The sequence below is a fragment of the Roseibium suaedae genome, assembly GCF_900142725.1.
Lineage (GTDB): Bacteria > Pseudomonadota > Alphaproteobacteria > Rhizobiales > Stappiaceae > Roseibium > Roseibium suaedae.
The window spans coordinates 366,335-384,749 of sequence record NZ_FRBW01000004.1 but is presented as its reverse complement, the minus strand read 5'-3'; the positions used below and the strand labels follow the sequence as shown (position 1 = coordinate 384,749).

Below are 18,415 nucleotides of genomic sequence, written 5' to 3'. Positions count from 1 at the left end.
GATCCATCTTTTGCGGCTTTTGCGCTTCATGTATCTTCAGCACATGAGCACGGAACTGATCGGCCTGCGTCCAGCACTCTCAGGTGATTGCGAGCAACTCGCCCTCATCCGCGATGAGGCTTGGCTGGGCGCTTACAGGGGACTGATCGACGGGATCGAGCTGGAAAAGCTGATCGTCCGCCGTTCGCCAGCCTGGTGGCAGAGCGCCATTGCCCGCGGCGTGAAAATCCTTGTTCTTGAAATTGCGGGAGAAGCCGCAGGCTATGCCAGTTATGGCACCTGCCGCATTGCCGGTCACAGAGGCGCCGGCGAAATCTACGAACTGTACCTCCGCCCTTCCCACCAGGGCCTCGGCTTTGGCCGCAGGGTGTTTGAAGCTGCCAGGACTGAACTGGAAGCCCTTGGGCTTGAGGGGCTCGCTGTGCAGGTTCTGACGGCCAACGAACCGGCTTGTGCCTTCTATGAGGCGCTTGGTGGCAAGCTGAGTGGAAAATCCGAAATGCGGACAGAGGCCGGAAAGCTGCATCTGTCGATCTATGGCTGGCCATGCCGCAGCAGCTAGCAGATCAACGGAAGAGCGATCCGCGGGAAGACCGCGGAACCCGCCCCGTCCGGAATGCCCCTTCTCGACGAAAGTTCGGACCGCAGCGCAGCAAATAGGGCTTGCGCTTGCATTCGCAGACTGCAATAGACCCAGCAGCACCCAACAGGAGTCAAGCAGCATGCGTATTGATGCCGTGCCGATCGGCAAGAACCCGCCCGAAGACATCAACGTCATCATCGAAGTTCCGGTGGGCGGCGAGCCGATCAAGTACGAAATGGACAAGGACGCCGGTGCGATGTACGTCGACCGCTTCCTCTACACGCCGATGCGTTACCCGGGGAACTACGGCTTCGTCCCGCACACCCTGTGTGGTGATGGCGATCCGATCGACGTCGTCGTCGTGAACCAGCGTCCGATCATGCCGGGCGCGATCATGAGCTGCCGCCCGATCGGCGTTCTGATCATGGAAGACGAGTCCGGCCAGGACGAAAAGATCATCGCGGTTCCGAGCTCGAAGCTGACCCGCCGCTATGAGAACGTCAAGGACATCAGCGACCTTCCGGAAATCACCGTCGCCCAGGTCAAGCACTTCTTCGAACACTACAAGGACCTTGAGTCCGGCAAGTGGGTGAAGGTGACCGGCATGGAAGACGTGAACAGCGCCAAGAAGCTGATCGTTGAAGCCATCGAGCGTTACAACGCTGAAGGCAAGTAATCTGCGCCTGGCGCAATGAGCCTTTGGAGGCCGCAGCGGATCAATCCTCCGCTGCGGCCTCTATTGCATCCATGTCCTCGTCGGACAGGCCGAAGTGATGGCCGATCTCATGGATCAGCACATGGGCAATGACATTGCCCAGGCTCTCGGTGCCGGCCGCCCAATAGTCGAGGATCGGCCGCCGGAAGAGCCAGATACGGTTTGGCATCTGCCCGGTCAGCAGCTCGGCTGCGCCCTGGGTGAGGCCATTGCCCTCGAATAGACCCATCAATTCGAAGGCATCCTCGATGCCCATGGCATCCAGGATCGCCTCATCGGCGAATTCGGCGAGCGTTATCTGCAAGTGTCCGCATTGGGCGATGATCTCACGCGGCAATTGCGCGAGGGTCTGGCTGGCGATCGCCTCGAACACCTCCAGATCCGGCGCGAAACGGTCTGCCCATTCCACCACCCGGGGCGGATGTCGTGAAGCCATAAGGCCTGTCTCCTGGAAAGTCTCCGTCCGCAACCGGACGGCTTTCCCTATAAATAGGTCACGATGAGGTAAATGATCAGCCCAAGGGCAAAGAGCGCCCCGGCAGCCCGCCCGATCCGCGTGCCCAGAACCTCGACCGGATCGTTCTGATCCTTGTCGGCGGCTCCGAAATGCCCCTTGGCCCTTTGGGCCATGCGCACGAAGGTCGACCCGGCAATCGTTTCGCTCTCATCCTCGACACGCTTCAAGGCCCTGAGGGCCTCCATGCGCTTTTCCTCGTGAGGATCCTGGCGGGGAGCCTTGTTGCGCGCCCCCGTTTGCGGCTTCGGACCGCTGCCCTGCTGGTCCGGCCCGCCGCTCATCCCTTGCGCCCGCGATTGGCCAGGAGAGCTGCCAGAACGGCAAGAAGGGCCACGCCCGCAGAAGCGACAGCATTCCAGCCGGCAAAGGACAGACCCAGCATCCGCCAGCTTGCTTCGGTGCAACTGACAACGCGGACGCTTTGAAGAGCCTGAAGCATGTTGGCGGCATTGGAGGGGCCGGCAGCACCGCCGCCACAATCGGACGGACCCGCCCAGAACTTCCATTCAGCGCCGGACTGATAGATGCCGAGGCCGGACCCATAGGCAAAGACAAGCGCCACCAGCACAAGCAGGGCAATCGCCAGACCCTTGCGCCCCGCATAAAGAGCGATCAGCGACACCAGCGCCAGCGGAAGACCGACATAATAGGGAATGCGCTGCTCGAGGCAGAGTTTGCACGGCACATAGCCGCCAATCAGCTGGAAGCCCCAGGCTGTGGAGATGGCCGCGAGACCGACGGCCAGCAGCAGCCCATTGACCGCCTTTGCAGTGAGTGCACTTACCATATCAACCTTCCAGAGCCAGACCTTGCGGGCCTGTTACAACAGCTTGATGAGCGCAAAGCCGCCCACCAGCAGTACCACGAAGACGGTGAACATCAGCCCGAGACGCTTTTCAATGAAGTCCCGGATCGGCGCACCGAAGAAATAAAGCAGACCGGCCACGATGAAGAACCGGATGCCGCGAGAGACAAGGCTTGCCAGCATGAAGACCGGGAGACTGAGACCGGCGGCCCCGCTGGCGATGGTGATCACCTTGTAGGGGAACGGCGTCAGACCGGCGATGAAGACGAACCACCAGCCCCATTCATTGAAGATCCGGGCAAAGCTCTCGAACTTGTCGAGATAACCATAGAACTGCAGAATTGGCGCTGCGACTTCCTGAAACAGGAAGTGACCGATCAGATATCCGGCAAAGCCGCCAGCAACCGAGGTGATCGTGCAAAGAATGGCCAGTGCCCAGGCCCGTTTGGGACGCGCCACCACCATCGGGATCAGAAGAAGATCCGGCGGGATCGGAAAGACGGAGCTTTCGATGAAGGACACCGTTCCAAGTGCGGCAGTCGCACGGGGTCCGGAGGCAAAGGACAAGGTCCAGTCGTAGAGGCGGCGCAACATGGCCTTTCAATAGCGGGTTCCTGCGGGAAAGTCATCCACGGACAGGTGCCGTAAACGCCGATTTTACCGCAGGTTATCCACCCCGGCAAAGCAATGTCCGGGACAGTTTCCGAAACCCTCCTGATAAGGATTGACGCGACCTCGCGCGTGGCTATTATCGCGCGACCTTGAGTGCTGCCCCTGTGGCGGAATTGGTAGACGCGACGGATTCAAAATCCGTTTTCTTCGGGAGTGCCCGTTCGAGTCGGGCCAGGGGCACCAAGGGTCCTTTCAGACAATCCGCTTCTATGAATGGCCGCGCTTCTGAGCAACGCGCCGATTTTTGCTGTGCGGATTCAAGAAGCCCTAACCGTGTTTCCTGAAAGCACTCAAAAACCTTCAGAAACAAATTCCGGCCAGCTTCCGCGTAAGGGTTCCTGCATGTATTGCGGATAGGAGTGTCTGATCAGATTTCAGAATATTGCGGACCAGATCATGAGCACTCAGAACGCATTGAACGAGACAACCGTGACAACGACCGAAGCCTCCGACTATTCCAACTGGCAGAAAGATGCGCTCGCTGAGACTCAGCATCAGGCCGGGCAGCTTCCGGTCAACAGCCTTTTCACGCTCGCCGCTCTCGATCCCGCAAAGCTGAAGCCCGCTCCGATCCGTCCGCACTGGATTCTGGAAGGCAATCCGGAAGCCAAATGCGTGAACCTGTCGAATGGCACCCGCGGCTGGACTTCGACCGATCACTGGTCCTGCACGGCAGGCAAGTTCCGCTGGCATTACGGCTGGGACGAAACGGTGCTGTTTGTGGAAGGCGCGGTGCGGATCACCGATGATGCCGGCACCGTCTATGAGGGCCGTCCAGGTGTGAGCCTGTTTTTCCCGGCGGGCACCTCCGCCACCTGGGAAGTTCCGAACTACATCCGCAAGATCGCCTTCAACCAGCGCCCGGTGCCAGTCTATCTCGATTTCCCGGCCCGTGTCATCCGCAAGCTGCAGCGGATCGCAGGCCTTGAAGGCCGCCGTCAGAACGGTCTCTGACAGGTCCAGAACCAGCCCCGGACAAGCAGACCGGGGCTGCGTCGTCCCGCCGCTGGACAGGCCTGCGGGCTGCGGCTAACGTTGCCCGCATGAGCAAGACGCAAAGAGAAATCGAGCTTAAGCTCGAAGTTTTCCCGGCAGACACTGCCGCGCTTTCAAAGCCGACATTGCCGGAGGGTTTTACCGCCGGCAAGCCAAGCACCCAGACGCTGCAATCCATCTATTTCGACACGCCCGACCACGCCTTGCGGCGCCGGAAGATGTCGCTGCGTGTGCGAAAGGCCGGAAAGTCCTGGGTCCAGACCCTCAAGATCGGCACCGGGGTCAACGGCGGCCTGTCCTCGCCCATCGAGGTCGAGCATCCCGTGCGGGGACGCGCCATCGACCTGACCGCCATCGACGATGCCAAGGCGATCCGGCATCTGGTGGAAGCGGTCGACGGTCAGACCTTGAGCGAAGTGTTCGAGACGGTCATGCGCCGGACCAAGCGCGACCTGACCGCTCCCGATGGCAGCCTCATCGAAATGGCTCTGGATCAGGGCGAAGTGCGGGCCGGCGACAGGACCACTCCACTGTTCGAACTGGAACTTGAGCTGAAGGAAGGCGCCGAGGCCAATCTCCTGGTCGCCGCCAAGGCGGTTGCGGGAGCATCACCTTTCCGGTTTTCGCCTTTCGGCAAAGCCGAGCGCGGCTATCGCCTCCTGTCCGGGGAGCCGGTTGCGGATTTGGTGCCCATGGGCGCTGGAAAGCTGGATATTCGCGCGGATGAACCCGTCGAGCGGGTCTTCCGGGCGGTTCTCTGGTCCTGTTATGAGCAGATCGCGCAGAACCGGCTGGTGATCCTGACCAGCGATGATCCGGAAGGGCCGCATCAGTTCCGGATCGGGCTCAGGCGGCTGCGCAGCGCCTTCCGCCTGTTCTCCAAGGCGCTGGTGCCGGATTGCTGGCGCGACCTGGATGCGGTTGCCCGGGATCTGGCCCTGGCCGCCGGCGCTGTGCGGGATCTGGACGTCCTGGCCGAGGAAATCGTTGCCCCCTTGCAAGCCGATGCGCCGGAAGGGCTTTCAACCGCTTCTCTGCTGACCCACCTTGGCAGCCTGCGCAAGAATGCCAGACTGGGACTGGAACAGGCCCTTCGCGCTGAAAGCGTCAATGGTTTCCTGTTCGATCTGGCGATCTTTGCCCGAAGCGCTGCCTGGCTGCCGGAAGAGGCAAAGGCCGGAGGCGGTCCGGTGTCGAGCTATGCGGAAGCAGCCCTGAACCGCCAATGGCGCAAGGTTGCGGAATTCGGCAAGAGAATTGACGAGCTGGATATTCCCGAGCGTCACGACATGCGCAAGGCGCTCAAGAAGCTGCGCTATGGCTGCGAGTTCTTTGCCAGCCTTTACCCGAAGTCGAAACGCAAGCCCTTCCTTGCTCATCTGCGGCAGTTGCAGGAGATCTTCGGATATCTGAACGATGTGGCCATGGCGGAAAAGCTGCTGGGACTGCCCGTGCCCAAGGGCCCTGGCGCCACGTCCGCAAACCAGGCGGCCGGCTTTGCCATCGGCTGGCACAAGGCCCGCTCCCAGTCGGTCTGGCACGAGGCCCGCAAAGCCTGGGAAGACGCTGCCACCGCCCGTCGTTTCTGGACCTGAGGCAGAAGGCGTCCGGTTCGTCTCGCGGCTCCAAACCTTCTGCCACGCTGTCCCGGCCTTGAGCCGCGACATGCCCCAAAACGCCTGCAATTCTCAGCATGACGAACGGAGTAGAGGTCCCGGATCTCCGCTTCGCTTCGTCCGGGACAGCACGGGGGAGGCCTACTTCAACCTCTTACTGCTGCGGGGCAGGTTCCTGGGCGGGTTGGTCCGGCTGCTTTTTCTTGCCGAGACCGAAGGAGCCGAGGAGGCCGGAGGGGAGACCGAAGCCGTCTTCCACAGCCTTCAGGACATCCTCGTCCTTCACGTCTCCCTCGATAACCTTCTGCACGTCGATCTGGGTCTTGCCGCCGGTCACCTGCTTGATGACCTCATTGGCAGTTTCCGTCAGCGCCTTGTCGGGCTTGCCGCCCTTGAGGATCTTGGTCAGCTCGCCGCCCATGGACTGAAGCTGCTGATAGGCGGCCTGCGGGTTTTCCAGAATGCCGGCGATGTCCGGATAGATCCGGGGCTTGTCCCAGGATCCGGAAATCACGATCGGCACACCAAGACCGGCAAGTTTCTTTTCCTCACCCTTCTTGCGTGGCGCAGGTGCCTGGCCTTCCAGGGTCGGGACGATCTTCGGCTCCACGCGCCAGTTGAGCGTGCGCGCAGGCATGTCGGTGGTACCCTTGCCGGACATGCGCACCAGCGGCCCGATCAGGCTCAGGTCTTCATTGACCGCAATGCCCTTGTCGATGGCGAAAGTGGCCGTCAGCGAGCTGAAGTCGGTCTTTTCCGAAGAGGCTTCCTGCCAGCCGAGCAGGGTTTCGACAGACAGGCCGCGCAGCATCTTCGGGATGTTGATGCCCCGGATGGCGCCATCCATGAAGGCATAGGAGGCATTGCCGGTCAGGGAGCCGACGAGCTGGCGCTGGGTTGCGCCAGCCGCCTGAACATCCAGCCCGACCGAGGCCGTGCCTTCCAGCCACTTGAAGCCCGCAGCATCGCGCAGGGCCTCGAAGGCTCCAAGACCGGAGAGGTTGAATTTAGCCCGCACCTGCGGCTGGGCCGCCGCGCCATTCAGGGTGAGCGAGCCCGTGCCGGTGCCCTTGTAGAGCGACAGGGTGTCGAGCGAAGCGGTCAGCACACCGTCCTTGATCGACAGGTTCAGTGCGCTCTGGTCGATCTTCACCTCTTTCCAGCGGATCTGCTTGGTCGAGATGGCGAACTGGGCGTCGACGGCCTTGAGGCCGGAAAAATCGATGGGCTCGTCGCTCCAGCCGCCGGCAGCGGCGGCTCCTCCGCCTCCGCCCTGCCCAGCCTTGCCCGCCTTGCCGGAGGCGGCAGAAGCGCCGCCACCACCGAGATACGGATCGAGCGTCAGCTCATCCAGCGCCAGTTCTGCGGAAATGACCGGCTTGGCACCAAAGACAATCTCGCCCTTGGCCCGGCCGGAGGTCTGATCGAGCTGAAATACAGTGTCGTCAAAACGGAGACCCTTGCTGCCATGGCTGAAGCGGCCCGAGGCCTTGAAGCCTTCCAGTCCGGTGCCACCGGCAAGTGGCTGACCGATCCAGGCAAGAAGATTGCGCAGGCTTTGGGTTTCGACAGAAACCGCACCCTGCACCTGACCTGCCGCCGACAGGGAGCCGTCAAACCCGGCAGAAACCCGCGGACCCGCGACCTTTACCTTTGCCGGGGCAGGCTTGCCCGCGATCAGCGCCGCCGGAGTGGCAGCGCCGGAAATCTGGAAGGCATCGCCGCGCCAGTTCAACCCGCCGGAAAGGCTTGCCGGCTTGCCAAGGCCCTTGAGGGCAACATCAACCGCAATGGCGCTGACCTTGTCCGCAGCGGGATCGCCGCCGACGGCACTCGCCAGACCGAGGCCTGACACTTCGCCATCGCGCAGGCTTGCCGTGCCGTTGAGATCCAGCGAAGCCGCGATCTGGTCTGCTGTCGACCCGGAGGCCGTGAAGGCAAGATCCGCCCCGAGCGTGCCCGTTGCGGCCAGATCCTGACCGGCAAGCTTCAGAAGATCGCCGAGCGAACCCTGCTGCAATTGGAGGCGGCCGGAGAAGCGCGGCTCGTCGCGGGAGAGGTCCGCCGCGACATTGCCGCCAAGCTGCACCGAGCCAACCTTGGCTGCAAGATTGGAGATTTCGGCAGCAGCCGGATCTGCAACGACCTTCGCCGACACATTGAAATCACCCGGATCGGCAGTCAGTGCCGTGCCGAAAAGAGCAGCAAGCCCCTGGACCGACGGACCGGACGCAGCCACATCCAGATTGGCCTTCTGCGCGGGACCGTCGATCGTGCCAGCAACCTTGACGGTATTGTCACCGCTGGAAACCGTGAGATCGACCGGCAAGGCGCCACTTGCGGCAGCTCCGAGCGGATCGACCACGCTGCCGGAAATCTTCACCGGCTTGTCCTGCCAGACCAGGCTGCTTTCGAGCGACACTTTACCCCGCAGATCCGGCGCGGTGACGTCCATCATCAGGTCGGACACGACAATCCGCTGATCGGTGCGCCGGTCATCATAGACAAGCGTGCCTTCCGTGATCGTGATGCGGTCCACCGCGATGCTCTTGACGAAGCCGCCGTCTTCCGGACCTTCAGCAGCAGCGTCCGGCTGGGCCGGCGCGGTCTCTGCCGGTGTCCCGGTGCCTCCGGAGAGAATCTCGGCAGCTTCCTGGGCGGGGGTCAGCTGGCGCCTCGGCTCCCAGCTGGTCATGCCGTTCTTGGTGATCTCGAGCAGAATGTTGGGCTTGTCGAGCGAAATGCCGGTCACCCGGATGTCGCCGCCAAAAAGTCCTGCGAGAGCCAGACCGATTTCGATACGGCCGGCGCGGGCGAATTCGACGCCATCGGCCCCGGCTTCGCCGGACAGGCCGATGTTTTCAGCAAGCAGGGAAAAGCCCGGAAACAGCGAAAGACTGACCGGGCCGTCCAGGCGCAAGCGCCAGCCGGTGGCCGCTTCCACCTGTTCGACCACCTTGGCCTTGATGGCATCTTTGGGCAGAAGCAATGGCACAGCAATGACAACAGCTGCTGCCAGAGCAAACAGGACACCGATCCCGATCAAAATCCGCCGCATTTGCATTCCCCCATCTCGAATCGCTTCAGTTTAGGACAAAGCGTGGCGGGATGGTGGCGTCAAGGACACGTTTGGAAATCAAACCGTCAAATGACGGCGGACTTCTTCTTCATTCAGGTCTGCGCGGGCGCCGGCCATGACCACTTCACCCCGGTCCATGACCGCAAACTGGTCGGCAAGGTCGCGGGCGAACTCGAAATACTGCTCGACCAGGACGATGGCCATGGTGCCCTGATCACGCAGCCATTCGATTGCCCGGCCAATGTCCTTGATAATCGAGGGCTGAATGCCTTCGGTCGGCTCGTCCAGCACGAGAAGCTTGGGCCGGGTCACCAGCGCCCGGGCAATGGCCAGCTGCTGCTGCTGACCGCCGGAGAGATCGCCGCCGCGGCGTCCGAGCATGGACTTCAGCACCGGAAACAATTCGAAAATCGTGTCCGGTACATTGCGGTCCTTGCGGTCCACGCAGGCATAGCCGGTTTCCAGGTTTTCCTTCACGCTCAGGAGCGGAAAGATCTCGCGGCCCTGAGGCACGATGGCGATGCCCCGCTTGGCGCGGGCGTGCGGCGCAAGGCGGGACACATCTTCGCCATTCCAGAGGATCTTGCCGCTGCTCACCCCGTGCTGGCCGACAATGGCCCGCAAGGTCGACGTCTTGCCGACGCCATTGCGGCCCATCAGGCAGGTGACCTTGCCCACTTCGGCGGTGAGGGAGACATTCTTCAACGCCTGGGCCGCGCCATAGTGCAGATCAATGTTTTCAACGCTCAGCATGGTGAAGCTTCCTGACGTTTTTCCTGAGCCGCAGCCCTTCTTTAATCAAACCCTCATCCTGAGGAGCAGTCGAAGACTGCGTCTCGAAGGATGGGCGGCACACTCTCTGACAAGCAGCCCATCCTTCGAGACGGGGCTTTGCCCCTCCTCAGGATGAGGTCGGAGAATGCGTGGAGCGTTTTCACCGCCCCAGATAAACTTCCACCACCCGCTCATTGGCCGAGACGTGGTCCAGTGAGCCTTCGGCAAGAACAGAGCCTTCGGCAAGGCAGGTGACCTTGACGCCCAGCGCGCGGATGAAATGCATGTCGTGCTCGACCACCACGACGGAATGGGTGCGGGCGATGTCCTTCAGGAGTTCCGCCGTTTCCATGGTTTCGGCGTCGGTCATGCCGGCAGCCGGTTCGTCCACCAGAAGCAGCTTCGGGTCCTGGGCAAGCAGCATGCCGATTTCAAGCCACTGCTTCTGGCCGTGAGACAGATTGGCCGCCAGTTCATTGCGCTTGTCCGACAGGCGGATCAGGGCCAGAAGTTCCTCGATCCGGGTCTTTTCACCGCCCGAGATGATGTGAAACAGGGTGGAGAAGGGTCCGCGCGGGGCCTTCAGCGCCAGTTCCAGATTGTCCCAGACCGTGTGACTTTCGAATACGGTCGGCTTCTGGAACTTGCGGCCGATGCCAAGCTCGGCGATGGAGGCCTCGTCTTCGCCGGTCAGATCGACAACACCGTTGAAATAGACCTCGCCGCTGTCCGGCTTGGTCTTGCCGGTGATGACGTCCATCATAGTGGTCTTGCCCGCACCGTTCGGGCCGATGATTGCCCGCATTTCGCCGGGAGCGATCACGAGGGAAAGCTCGTTCAGCGCCTTGAAGCCATCGAAGGACACAGACACGCCGTCGAGATAGAGAAGGCTGGATTGCCGGGTCATGAGATCACTCCGCTGGCTGGGGTTCGGCGCCGTGTGCGGCGGTGTCTTTTGCCGGGCGGCGGCGCAGGGCGCTCCAGCCCTTGTCCATCAGGCCGAGCAGGCCCTTGGGCAGGAACAGGGTGACCACCACGAAGAGACCGCCGAGGGCGAAGAGCCAGATTTCCGGCAGGGCGGCGGTGAACCAGGTCTTGGAGAAGTTGACGAGGATCGCGCCGAGCACCGCACCGACCAGGGTTCCGCGTCCGCCGACGGCCACCCAGATCACCACTTCGATGGAGTTTGCCGGAGCGAATTCGCCCGGATTGATGATGCCGACCTGGGGCACGTAAAGGGCGCCTGCAATGCCAGCCATCATGGCCGACAAGGTCCAGACGAAGAGCTTGTAATGCTCCACCCGGTAGCCGAGGAACCGGGTCCGGCTTTCCGCATCGCGCACCGCGACCAGAACCTTGCCCAGCTTGGAGCGGGTCACCGCCCGGCAGATGAGGAAGCACACGACCAGCGCCAGGCCTGAGGCTGCAAACAGCCCGGCGCGGGTCGTGCCGGCCTGAATGTCGAAACCGAGGATGTCCTTGAAATCGGTCAGGCCGTTGTTGCCGCCAAAGCCCATGTCATTGCGGAAGAAGGCAAGCAGAAGCGCATAGGTCAGCGCCTGGGTGATGATCGAGAGATAGACACCGGTCACCCGCGAGCGGAAGGCGAACCAGCCGAAGACGAAGGCCAGAATGCCGGGAGCCAGCAGCACTATCAGGGCCGCGAAGGGGAACATGTCGAAGCCGTACCAGTACCAGGGCAGTTCCTTCCAGTTCAGGAACACCATGAAGTCCGGAAGGATCGGATCGCCATAGACGCCCCGGGTGCCGATCTGGCGCATCAGATACATGCCCATTGCATAGCCGCCGAGGGCGAAGAAGGCTCCGTGACCAAGAGAGAGTATGCCGCAATAGCCCCAGACCAGATCCACCGACAGCGCAAGCAGAGCATAGGTCAGATACTTGCCCATCAGCGTGACCGCATAGGTCGGCACATGGAAGGTGCTGCCTTCGGGAACCAGGAGGTTCAGCGCCGGGACCAGGATGATAGCTGCCAGCATCAGGCCGATGAAAATGCCTGCCCGAGCATCGAGCGTGCGGAAGAGGAAGGAGGTCATCATGCTTCGACTGCCCGGCCCTTGAGGGCGAACAGGCCCCTCGGACGCTTCTGGATAAAGAGGATGATGAAGACGAGGACGAGGATCTTGCCCAGCACAGCGCCCGCATAGGGTTCAAGGAACTTGTTCACGACGCCGAGCGTCATGGCGCCGACAAGGGTTCCCCAGAGATTGCCCACCCCTCCGAAGACCACGACCATGAAACTGTCGATGATGTAGCCCTGGCCAAGGTTGGGGGAGACGTTGTCGATCTGGCTGAGCGCAACACCGGCGATGCCCGCGATGCCGGATCCAAGCCCGAAGGTCAGAGCATCGATCCAGGGGGTGCGGATGCCCATGGAAGCGGCCATCCGGCGGTTCTGGGTGACGGCGCGGGTGAAGAGACCGAAAGGCGTCTTCTTCAGGACCAGCATCAGTCCGGCAAAGACCAGAAGAGCGAAGACGATGATCCACATGCGGTTGTAGGTGATGGTCAGCTGGCCCAATTCAAACGCGCCGGACATCCAGGACGGGTTTCCCACTTCCTGGTTGGTCGGGCCGAAGATGGACCGCACGGCCTGCTGCAGCATCAGGGAGATGCCCCAGGTGGCGAGCAGCGTTTCCAGCGGACGGCCATAGAGCCAGCGGATGACGCCCCGCTCGATGGCCATGCCGATGCCGCCGGAAATCACGAAGGCGAGCGGCAGGGCGATCAGCAGGGAATAATCGAAGAGCCAGGGCGCGGAAGACCGGATCATCTCCTGCACCATGAAGGTGACATAGGCGCCGATCATCACCATCTCGCCATGGGCCATGTTGATCACGCCCATCACACCGAAGGTGATGGCAAGGCCGATGGCGGCAAGCAACAACACTGACCCGAGAGACACGCCGTACCAGATGTTCTGGGCATTGCCCCAGAGCGCCAGCGACTTGTTGATCCGGGTGATGGCCTTGTCGGCGGCGGCCTTCTGCTCGCCTTCCGCAGAAGCCGCAAAGCCGGTCAGAAGGGACAGGGCGTCCCGGTTTCCCATGCTGGCGAGGACATCGATGGCTTCGAGCCTGTCAGCGTCACCACCGTCGGAATTAAGAACGGCCGCTGCCCGGGCCTGCTCCATGACCAGACGCACGTCATCATCGCTCTCCTTTGCAATTGCCGTATCCAGGGACTCGATCGCCTCCGGATCCTTGGCCTTGAAAATGGCGGCCGCCGCCGTCTTGCGCACGTCCGGATCCTTGGCCATCAGGGTCAGCGAGCCGAGCGCAGCGCGAATGGAGCGGCGCAACCCGTTGTTGACCTTGATCTTTGTCACCTCGCTTCGGGAGGCTTCGCCGGCCACCTCGTGGGTCAGCGGATCAATCAGCTGATAGCCCTTGCCTGCAGATCTGGTGATAAAGACCGCCTTGTCGGACTTGCGAAATTGAAGATCCCCGTTGCCCAGCGCTTCCAGCAGGGGCGCCACGGCCGGATTTCCGGTGGCGGCCAGGTCTGCGACCTGCTGTTCCGTTTCCTTGAACTTGCCTTCGGCCAGCGCATTCACCAGCGGCCGCAGGGATTCAAGATCTTCCTGAGCGATGACCGCGCCCGAAAAGCCGGTCAGCAGGCATAGGAGAAGGAGAAAGGACTTCAAGAAGGACATGGGCCCACCTGGTTTCAATTTGGATCCCGAAGGATGGGGTGAAAGCTAGAGTCGGCCGTTTCCTCCGCCTCTGAACTTTGATGTCAGTCCGCTTGATACGTCATCCCGGACGGAGCAAAGCGGAGATCCGGGACCGGTGAGCCAAGGTGTTCCGGTTCTCGGACATTTCAAGCCGATAGCTCTTCGGCTCACCGGTCCCGGGTCGCGCTCCGCTTGCCCGGGATGACGGTCAAGGGGGGTGTCACCTCGCCAGCAGTCAGAGACGGGCGCGGGCGCCCGTCTCTTTCACAAGACTTCAGATCAGGAGCCGGAGCCGCCGCACTTGCCGGTGGCGGTGTTGAAGTTGCCGCAGGAGAGCGGAGCGCGCCAATCGGAGATCAGGTCCTTGGAGCCTTCCAGGTAATCCGACCAGGCATCGCCAGCGACGAGACCGGAGGTTTCCCAGACGGTTTCGAACTGGCCGTCTTCCTGGATTTCACCGATGAGAACCGGCTTGGTGATGTGGTGGTTCGGCATCATGGCCGAGTAGCCGCCGGTCAGGTTCGGAACGGAGACGCCGACGAGTGCATCAATGACGGCGTCGGAGTCCGTGGTGCCGGCCTTTTCAACGGCCTTCAGCCACATGTTGAAGCCGATGTAGGACGCTTCCATCGGGTCGTTGGTCACGCGCTTGTCGTCCTTGGTGTAGGCGTGCCAGGTGTCGATGAACTCGGCGTTGACTTCGGTGTCTGCGGACTGGAAGTAGTTCCAGGCAGCCAGGTGACCGACGAGCGGAGCCGTGTCGAGACCGGCAAGCTCTTCTTCACCCACGGAGAAGGCCACGACCGGAATGTCTTCCGCCTTGATGCCGGCGTTGCCCAGTTCCTTGTAGAAGGGAACGTTGGCGTCGCCGTTGATGGTAGAGACCACGGCGGTCTTCTTGCCTGCAGAGCCGAAGGCCTTGATGTCGGAAACGATCGTCTGCCAGTCGGAATGACCGAACGGCGTGTAGTTGATCATGATGTCTTCGTCGGCCACGCCCTTGGCCTTCAGATAGGCTTCCAGGATCTTGTTGGTCGTGCGCGGATAGACATAGTCGGTACCGGCGAGAACCCAGCGCTTCACGGCGCCGCCTTCTTCGCTCATCAGGTAATCGACAGCCGGGATCGCCTGCTGGTTCGGGGCAGCGCCGGTGTAGAACACGTTGCGCTGGGATTCTTCGCCTTCGTACTGGACCGGATAGAAGAGAACCGAGTTCAGCTCTTCAAAGACCGGCAGAACGGACTTGCGCGACACGGAGGTCCAGCAGCCGAACACGGCGGAAACCTTGTTCACTTCGATAAGTTCGCGGGCCTTTTCGGCAAACAGCGGCCAGTCGGAAGCCGGGTCGACGACGACAGCTTCAAGCTTCTTGCCCAGCAGGCCGCCCTTCTTGTTCTGCTCTTCGATGAGCATCAGCATGGCGTCCTTGAGCGTGGTCTCGGAGATGGCCATGGTGCCGGAAAGCGAGTGCAGGATACCGACCTTGATGGTGTCTTCCTCGGCCATGGCGCCACCGATCATGGTGGAAGCCATCAGGCTGGCCAGTGCCAGGCCCGCGGTGCGGGTCATCAGCTTCTTGCTCATCTGTTCAAGTCCCCTCTTTTTGCCCTTGCCCTGCCTAGCGGATGGCGGGGCGGATCTGCGGCAATCGATCTCGCTGCCGTCTGGAGGGGATCGTGGGGGCAGGCGCTTCAAGGGGACATACGTCGAATGACGTAAGCACTGGGGAAAAGTATGCACTTTGGCGCAGATGCCCCTGTCAGCGCTGACGAGTTTCCATTGACGTGGAAAATAGTTCCGGATTTAAATCATCCATCTCCCAAGGATAATCTCCTCCACTGTGCGCCGGGATTCTGAAAGCTTGACCGACCGAAGGAAGCTCCTGCGGGACCAGACCAATCATCTTCACAAAAAACTTGATGACAACGTCGGGCCGCTTGGAACGAGTGATCAATATTTGCGCTATCTGCGGGGCATGCTGCAGTTCCGCAGGCCGATCGAACAGCAGATTGCAGCCAGCAGGTTGCCGGAAGATTTCAGCACCTTCGTGCCCAGCCGGATCTCAGAGGAACTGGAAAGCGACCTTCGCGCGCTGGACAGGGCGCCCATCATCGTGCCGGCAGAACTGATCGACCCGCAACCGCTTGATTTCAGTGAACTTCTGGGCGTGCTCTATGTTCTCGAAGGCTCCTCTCTGGGGGCTCGTTTCCTGATCAAAAGAGCCGAACAACTGGGGTTTGGAGAGGCAACCGGGGCAAGTCATCTGGCCAAGCAGACCTGTGACAGCGGGAACTGGAAAGCGTTCTGCGCGTTGTTGGAACAGGTAGAAACAGTAGATGAGGAGGCCATGGCCAGCGCGGCGCGAACAACCTTCAGCCGTGCGCTAGATGCCTTTGAGAAAGTTTGAATGACCCCGTCTGAACCCGTAAATCTCACCAATTGCGACCGTGAACCCATTCACATCCCTGGCAGCATTCAGCCACACGGCTGCCTGCTGGCCTGTGACATGGCCGTGTCCATCGTTCAGCGTCATTCGGCGAACGCGGCGGAGTTCCTGTCGCTTGAGGGGCCGATCAACGGCCAGCCGCTCGCGGCCCTGGTCGGCGATCAGATCACCCATGACATCCGCAACGCCCTCGCGAGCGCTCCGGACCCTGCCCGGCCGGGTCTGCTGCTGCGCCAGCAGATGGCCAACGGCCGCATTTACGACATCTCCGTGCACAGGCACGCCGGTCACGCGATCATCGAGTTCGAAGCGACGGACACCAATGTTCTGCCGGTTCAGCTTGCCCGCGAGCTGATCGGCCGCATCCGGATGATCACCACCAGCGAAGAACTGCTGCGCAAGACCCCGGCCCTGCTGCGGGCCGTGCTCGACTATGACCGGGTCATGATCTACCGGTTCGAGGAAGACGGCGCCGGCAAAGTGGAAAGCGAGGCCAAGCGCCCGGACCTGGAGAGCTTCCAGGGCCAGTATTTCCCGGCAAGCGACATCCCCCAGCAAGCGCGGGCGCTCTATCTGAAGAACTCCATCCGCATCATCTCGGATGCGCGCGGCCAGCGCGTGTCGATCGAACCGGTGTTTGACGGTTCGGGCGAACCGCTGGACCTGTCCTATGCCCATCTGCGCAGCGTATCGCCGATCCACCTGGAATATCTGCGCAACATGGGCGTTGCGGCCTCCATGTCGATCTCGATCATCGTCGATGGCGAGCTCTGGGGCCTGATCGCCTGTCACAATTATTCGCCGAAAATCATGACCCTGCCGCAGCGCATCGCGTCTGAGATGTTCTGCGAATTCTTCTCCATGCATCTGATCGGCCTGCTGCATCACCACAAGCTCAACCTGGTGACCGCCGCCCGGGATTCTCTCGACCGCTTCCTGCAACGGGCAAGCCAGCAGACAGACGTGATGGATCTGCTGACCGAAGTCCTGCCAGACTTCCAGACCATGCTGGACTGCGACGGCATCGGCTTTTTCCTGCAAGGGGAATGGCGCTCGATCGGAACCGTGCCGCCTGCCGAGGTGATCCCGCTGCTGGCCCAGCATATTTCCGAGACGGCAGAGGACCGGATCTGGACATCGAACCAGCTCACCAGCGTCTTCCCGCCTGCCGGCAGCTTCTACCAGGACGTTTCCGGCGTTCTGGCGATCCCGCTGTCGCAGGTGTCGGATGACTGTCTGCTGTTCTTCCGCAAGGAACGGCTACAGACCCTCAACTGGGCAGGCAATCCGGACAAGTCCTACGAAACCGGCCCCTTCGGTGACCGGCTCACCCCGCGCAAGAGCTTCGCGATCTGGAAGGAAACGGTCGAGCGCCACTCCGTCCCCTGGTCCGAGGCGGACATCGAGGTGGCCTCCGCGATCCATTCGGCGGCGGTTGAAGTGGTTCTGCGCCACAGCGAGCTGATGCAGGAAGAACGCTCCAAAGCGGATCTGCGTCAGCGGCTGCTGAATGAAGAGCTGAACCACCGGGTGAAGAACATCCTTGCGGTGATCAAGTCGCTGATTGCGACGCCTGCCCGGGAAGCGGCCACCTTGCAGGACTATATCGGCTCGCTGAAAGGCCGCATCCAGGCCCTGGCGCATGCCCATGACCAGGTGATCCGCGGCAGCGGCGGCGGCGACATCCGCGGCCTGCTGGAAGCTGAGCTGCTGCCCTATACCGCGGGAACGGCCATCATTCAGCTGGAGGGCCCGACAGCCAAGCTGGACGGACGCGCCTATGCGGTTGCCGCCCTCGTCTTCCACGAGATGTGCACCAACGCTGCCAAATATGGTGGGTTGTCGCGTCCTGGTGGTCACCTGACCATCCGCTGGGGACTTGATGGCGCAGGAGATCTGGAGATCAACTGGCAGGAAGCCGGCGGACCCCAGGTGACGCCGCCGAGCCGGAAGGGCTTTGGCTCGTCCCTGATCGAACGCAGCATTCCCTTTGACCTGGGCGGCTCCAGCGAGATCAATTTCGACATCACCGGCATCCGGGCGCGGATGACCATTCCGGCGAAGTTCATCAAGATCTCCGAGGGACTGGACGCCCTTGATCCGAAAGTCGTTGCAGAGATTGTACCGGCCCTGTCTGCCAAGCCGGAAAATGCCGCCGTGCTGCTGGTTGAGGACCAGGTGCTGATCGCCATGGATGTGGAGATGATGCTCTCGGATCACGGCTTTGCCAATGTGGTGACCGCCAATTCGGTCTCCATGGCCCTGGAGCAGATCGAGACGCTTGTGCCGGATGTGGCTGTTCTCGATATAAATCTTGGTCACGAGACCTCGATCCCGGTTGCTCTGGAGCTTTACAAGCGCAACGTCCCCTTCGTGTTTGCGACGGGATATGACGACAAGACCCAGTTGCCCGAGGAACTGGTCGACGTGCCTGTCGTGCGCAAGCCCTATAACAGCGAGACCCTGCTGGACGCCTTGTCCAGACTTCTCGTGCGGATCTGACCACCGCCGAAGG

Annotated in this window: 16 protein-coding genes and 1 tRNA gene; 7 read left to right on the top strand and 10 right to left on the bottom strand. The window is 61.6% G+C overall.

Translation table 11 applies throughout. The features are described 5' to 3' along the window. Positions 1-28 precede the first annotated feature (28 nt). A complete protein-coding gene (locus tag BUA94_RS18145) occupies positions 29-562 on the top strand; it encodes a GNAT family N-acetyltransferase (RefSeq protein ID WP_235860639.1) in 534 nt (177 codons plus the stop codon). Between the two features lie 160 nt (positions 563-722). Beyond that, complete coding sequence (gene ppa / locus BUA94_RS18140) at positions 723-1,259, top strand: inorganic diphosphatase (RefSeq protein WP_073014726.1); 537 nt, start codon at positions 723-725, stop codon at positions 1,257-1,259. Between the two features lie 40 nt (positions 1,260-1,299). On the opposite strand, the gene BUA94_RS18135 is transcribed toward ppa, so the two are convergent. The 4 genes from BUA94_RS18135 to BUA94_RS18120 are packed head-to-tail and all read right to left on the bottom strand — an operon-like array spanning position 1,300 to position 3,214. Beyond that, positions 1,300-1,734, bottom strand: a complete 435-nt coding sequence (locus BUA94_RS18135; RefSeq protein ID WP_073014725.1) for a metallopeptidase family protein — start codon at positions 1,732-1,734, stop codon at positions 1,300-1,302. Between the two features lie 47 nt (positions 1,735-1,781). Then, complete coding sequence (locus BUA94_RS18130) at positions 1,782-2,096, bottom strand: hypothetical protein (protein ID WP_235860638.1); 315 nt, start codon at positions 2,094-2,096, stop codon at positions 1,782-1,784. Next, the gene (locus BUA94_RS18125; protein WP_073014724.1) at positions 2,093-2,602 is read right to left on the bottom strand and encodes a disulfide bond formation protein B; all 510 of its coding nucleotides are present in this window, start codon (positions 2,600-2,602) and stop codon (positions 2,093-2,095) included. Before BUA94_RS18125 ends, BUA94_RS18130 begins: the two co-directional genes overlap by 4 nt. Before the next feature lie 33 nt (positions 2,603-2,635). After that, entirely contained in the window at positions 2,636-3,214 is a 579-nt protein-coding gene (locus BUA94_RS18120; RefSeq protein ID WP_073014723.1) for a YqaA family protein, read from the bottom strand. Positions 3,215-3,390: 176 nt separating this feature from the next. On the opposite strand from BUA94_RS18120, the gene BUA94_RS18115 reads away from it, so the two are divergent. From BUA94_RS18115 to BUA94_RS18105, 3 genes are all read left to right on the top strand, one after another. Next, positions 3,391-3,475 (top strand) — tRNA-Leu (locus tag BUA94_RS18115). Between the two features lie 213 nt (positions 3,476-3,688). After that, positions 3,689-4,246: a cupin domain-containing protein gene (locus BUA94_RS18110; RefSeq protein ID WP_073014722.1), complete on the top strand. Its 558-nt coding sequence runs from the start codon at positions 3,689-3,691 to the stop codon at positions 4,244-4,246. 89 nt (positions 4,247-4,335) lie between these two features. After that, positions 4,336-5,883: a CYTH and CHAD domain-containing protein gene (locus BUA94_RS18105; RefSeq protein ID WP_073014721.1), complete on the top strand. Its 1,548-nt coding sequence runs from the start codon at positions 4,336-4,338 to the stop codon at positions 5,881-5,883. A 175-nt stretch (positions 5,884-6,058) separates the two neighbouring features. On the opposite strand, the gene BUA94_RS18100 is transcribed toward BUA94_RS18105, so the two are convergent. From BUA94_RS18100 to urtA, 6 genes are all read right to left on the bottom strand, one after another. After that, on the bottom strand, positions 6,059-8,962 hold the full coding sequence (locus tag BUA94_RS18100; RefSeq protein ID WP_073014720.1) for an AsmA family protein: 2,904 nt from the start codon (positions 8,960-8,962) through the stop codon (positions 6,059-6,061). Between the two features lie 78 nt (positions 8,963-9,040). Continuing rightward, positions 9,041-9,736: an urea ABC transporter ATP-binding subunit UrtE gene (gene urtE / locus BUA94_RS18095; RefSeq protein ID WP_073014719.1), complete on the bottom strand. Its 696-nt coding sequence runs from the start codon at positions 9,734-9,736 to the stop codon at positions 9,041-9,043. Between the two features lie 181 nt (positions 9,737-9,917). Continuing rightward, positions 9,918-10,664: an urea ABC transporter ATP-binding protein UrtD gene (urtD, locus tag BUA94_RS18090; RefSeq protein WP_073014718.1), complete on the bottom strand. Its 747-nt coding sequence runs from the start codon at positions 10,662-10,664 to the stop codon at positions 9,918-9,920. A gap of 4 nt (positions 10,665-10,668) precedes the next feature. Next, entirely contained in the window at positions 10,669-11,817 is a 1,149-nt protein-coding gene (gene urtC / locus BUA94_RS18085; protein ID WP_073014717.1) for an urea ABC transporter permease subunit UrtC, read from the bottom strand. Next, a complete protein-coding gene (gene urtB, locus BUA94_RS18080) occupies positions 11,814-13,433 on the bottom strand; it encodes an urea ABC transporter permease subunit UrtB (RefSeq protein ID WP_073014716.1) in 1,620 nt (539 codons plus the stop codon). The genes urtC and urtB overlap by 4 nt, the downstream gene beginning before the upstream one ends. A gap of 300 nt (positions 13,434-13,733) precedes the next feature. Then, positions 13,734-15,023, bottom strand: coding sequence for an urea ABC transporter substrate-binding protein (gene urtA / locus BUA94_RS18075; protein WP_073014917.1), 1,290 nt, complete (start codon positions 15,021-15,023; stop codon positions 13,734-13,736). A gap of 271 nt (positions 15,024-15,294) precedes the next feature. On the opposite strand from urtA, the gene BUA94_RS18070 reads away from it, so the two are divergent. Then, the gene (locus tag BUA94_RS18070; protein ID WP_328586306.1) at positions 15,295-15,861 is read left to right on the top strand and encodes a biliverdin-producing heme oxygenase; all 567 of its coding nucleotides are present in this window, start codon (positions 15,295-15,297) and stop codon (positions 15,859-15,861) included. Further along, positions 15,862-18,402 carry an HWE histidine kinase domain-containing protein gene (locus tag BUA94_RS18065; RefSeq protein ID WP_073014714.1) on the top strand — a complete coding sequence of 847 codons (2,541 nt, stop codon included), beginning with the start codon at positions 15,862-15,864 and terminating at the stop codon, positions 18,400-18,402. Positions 18,403-18,415: the final 13 nt, after the last annotated feature.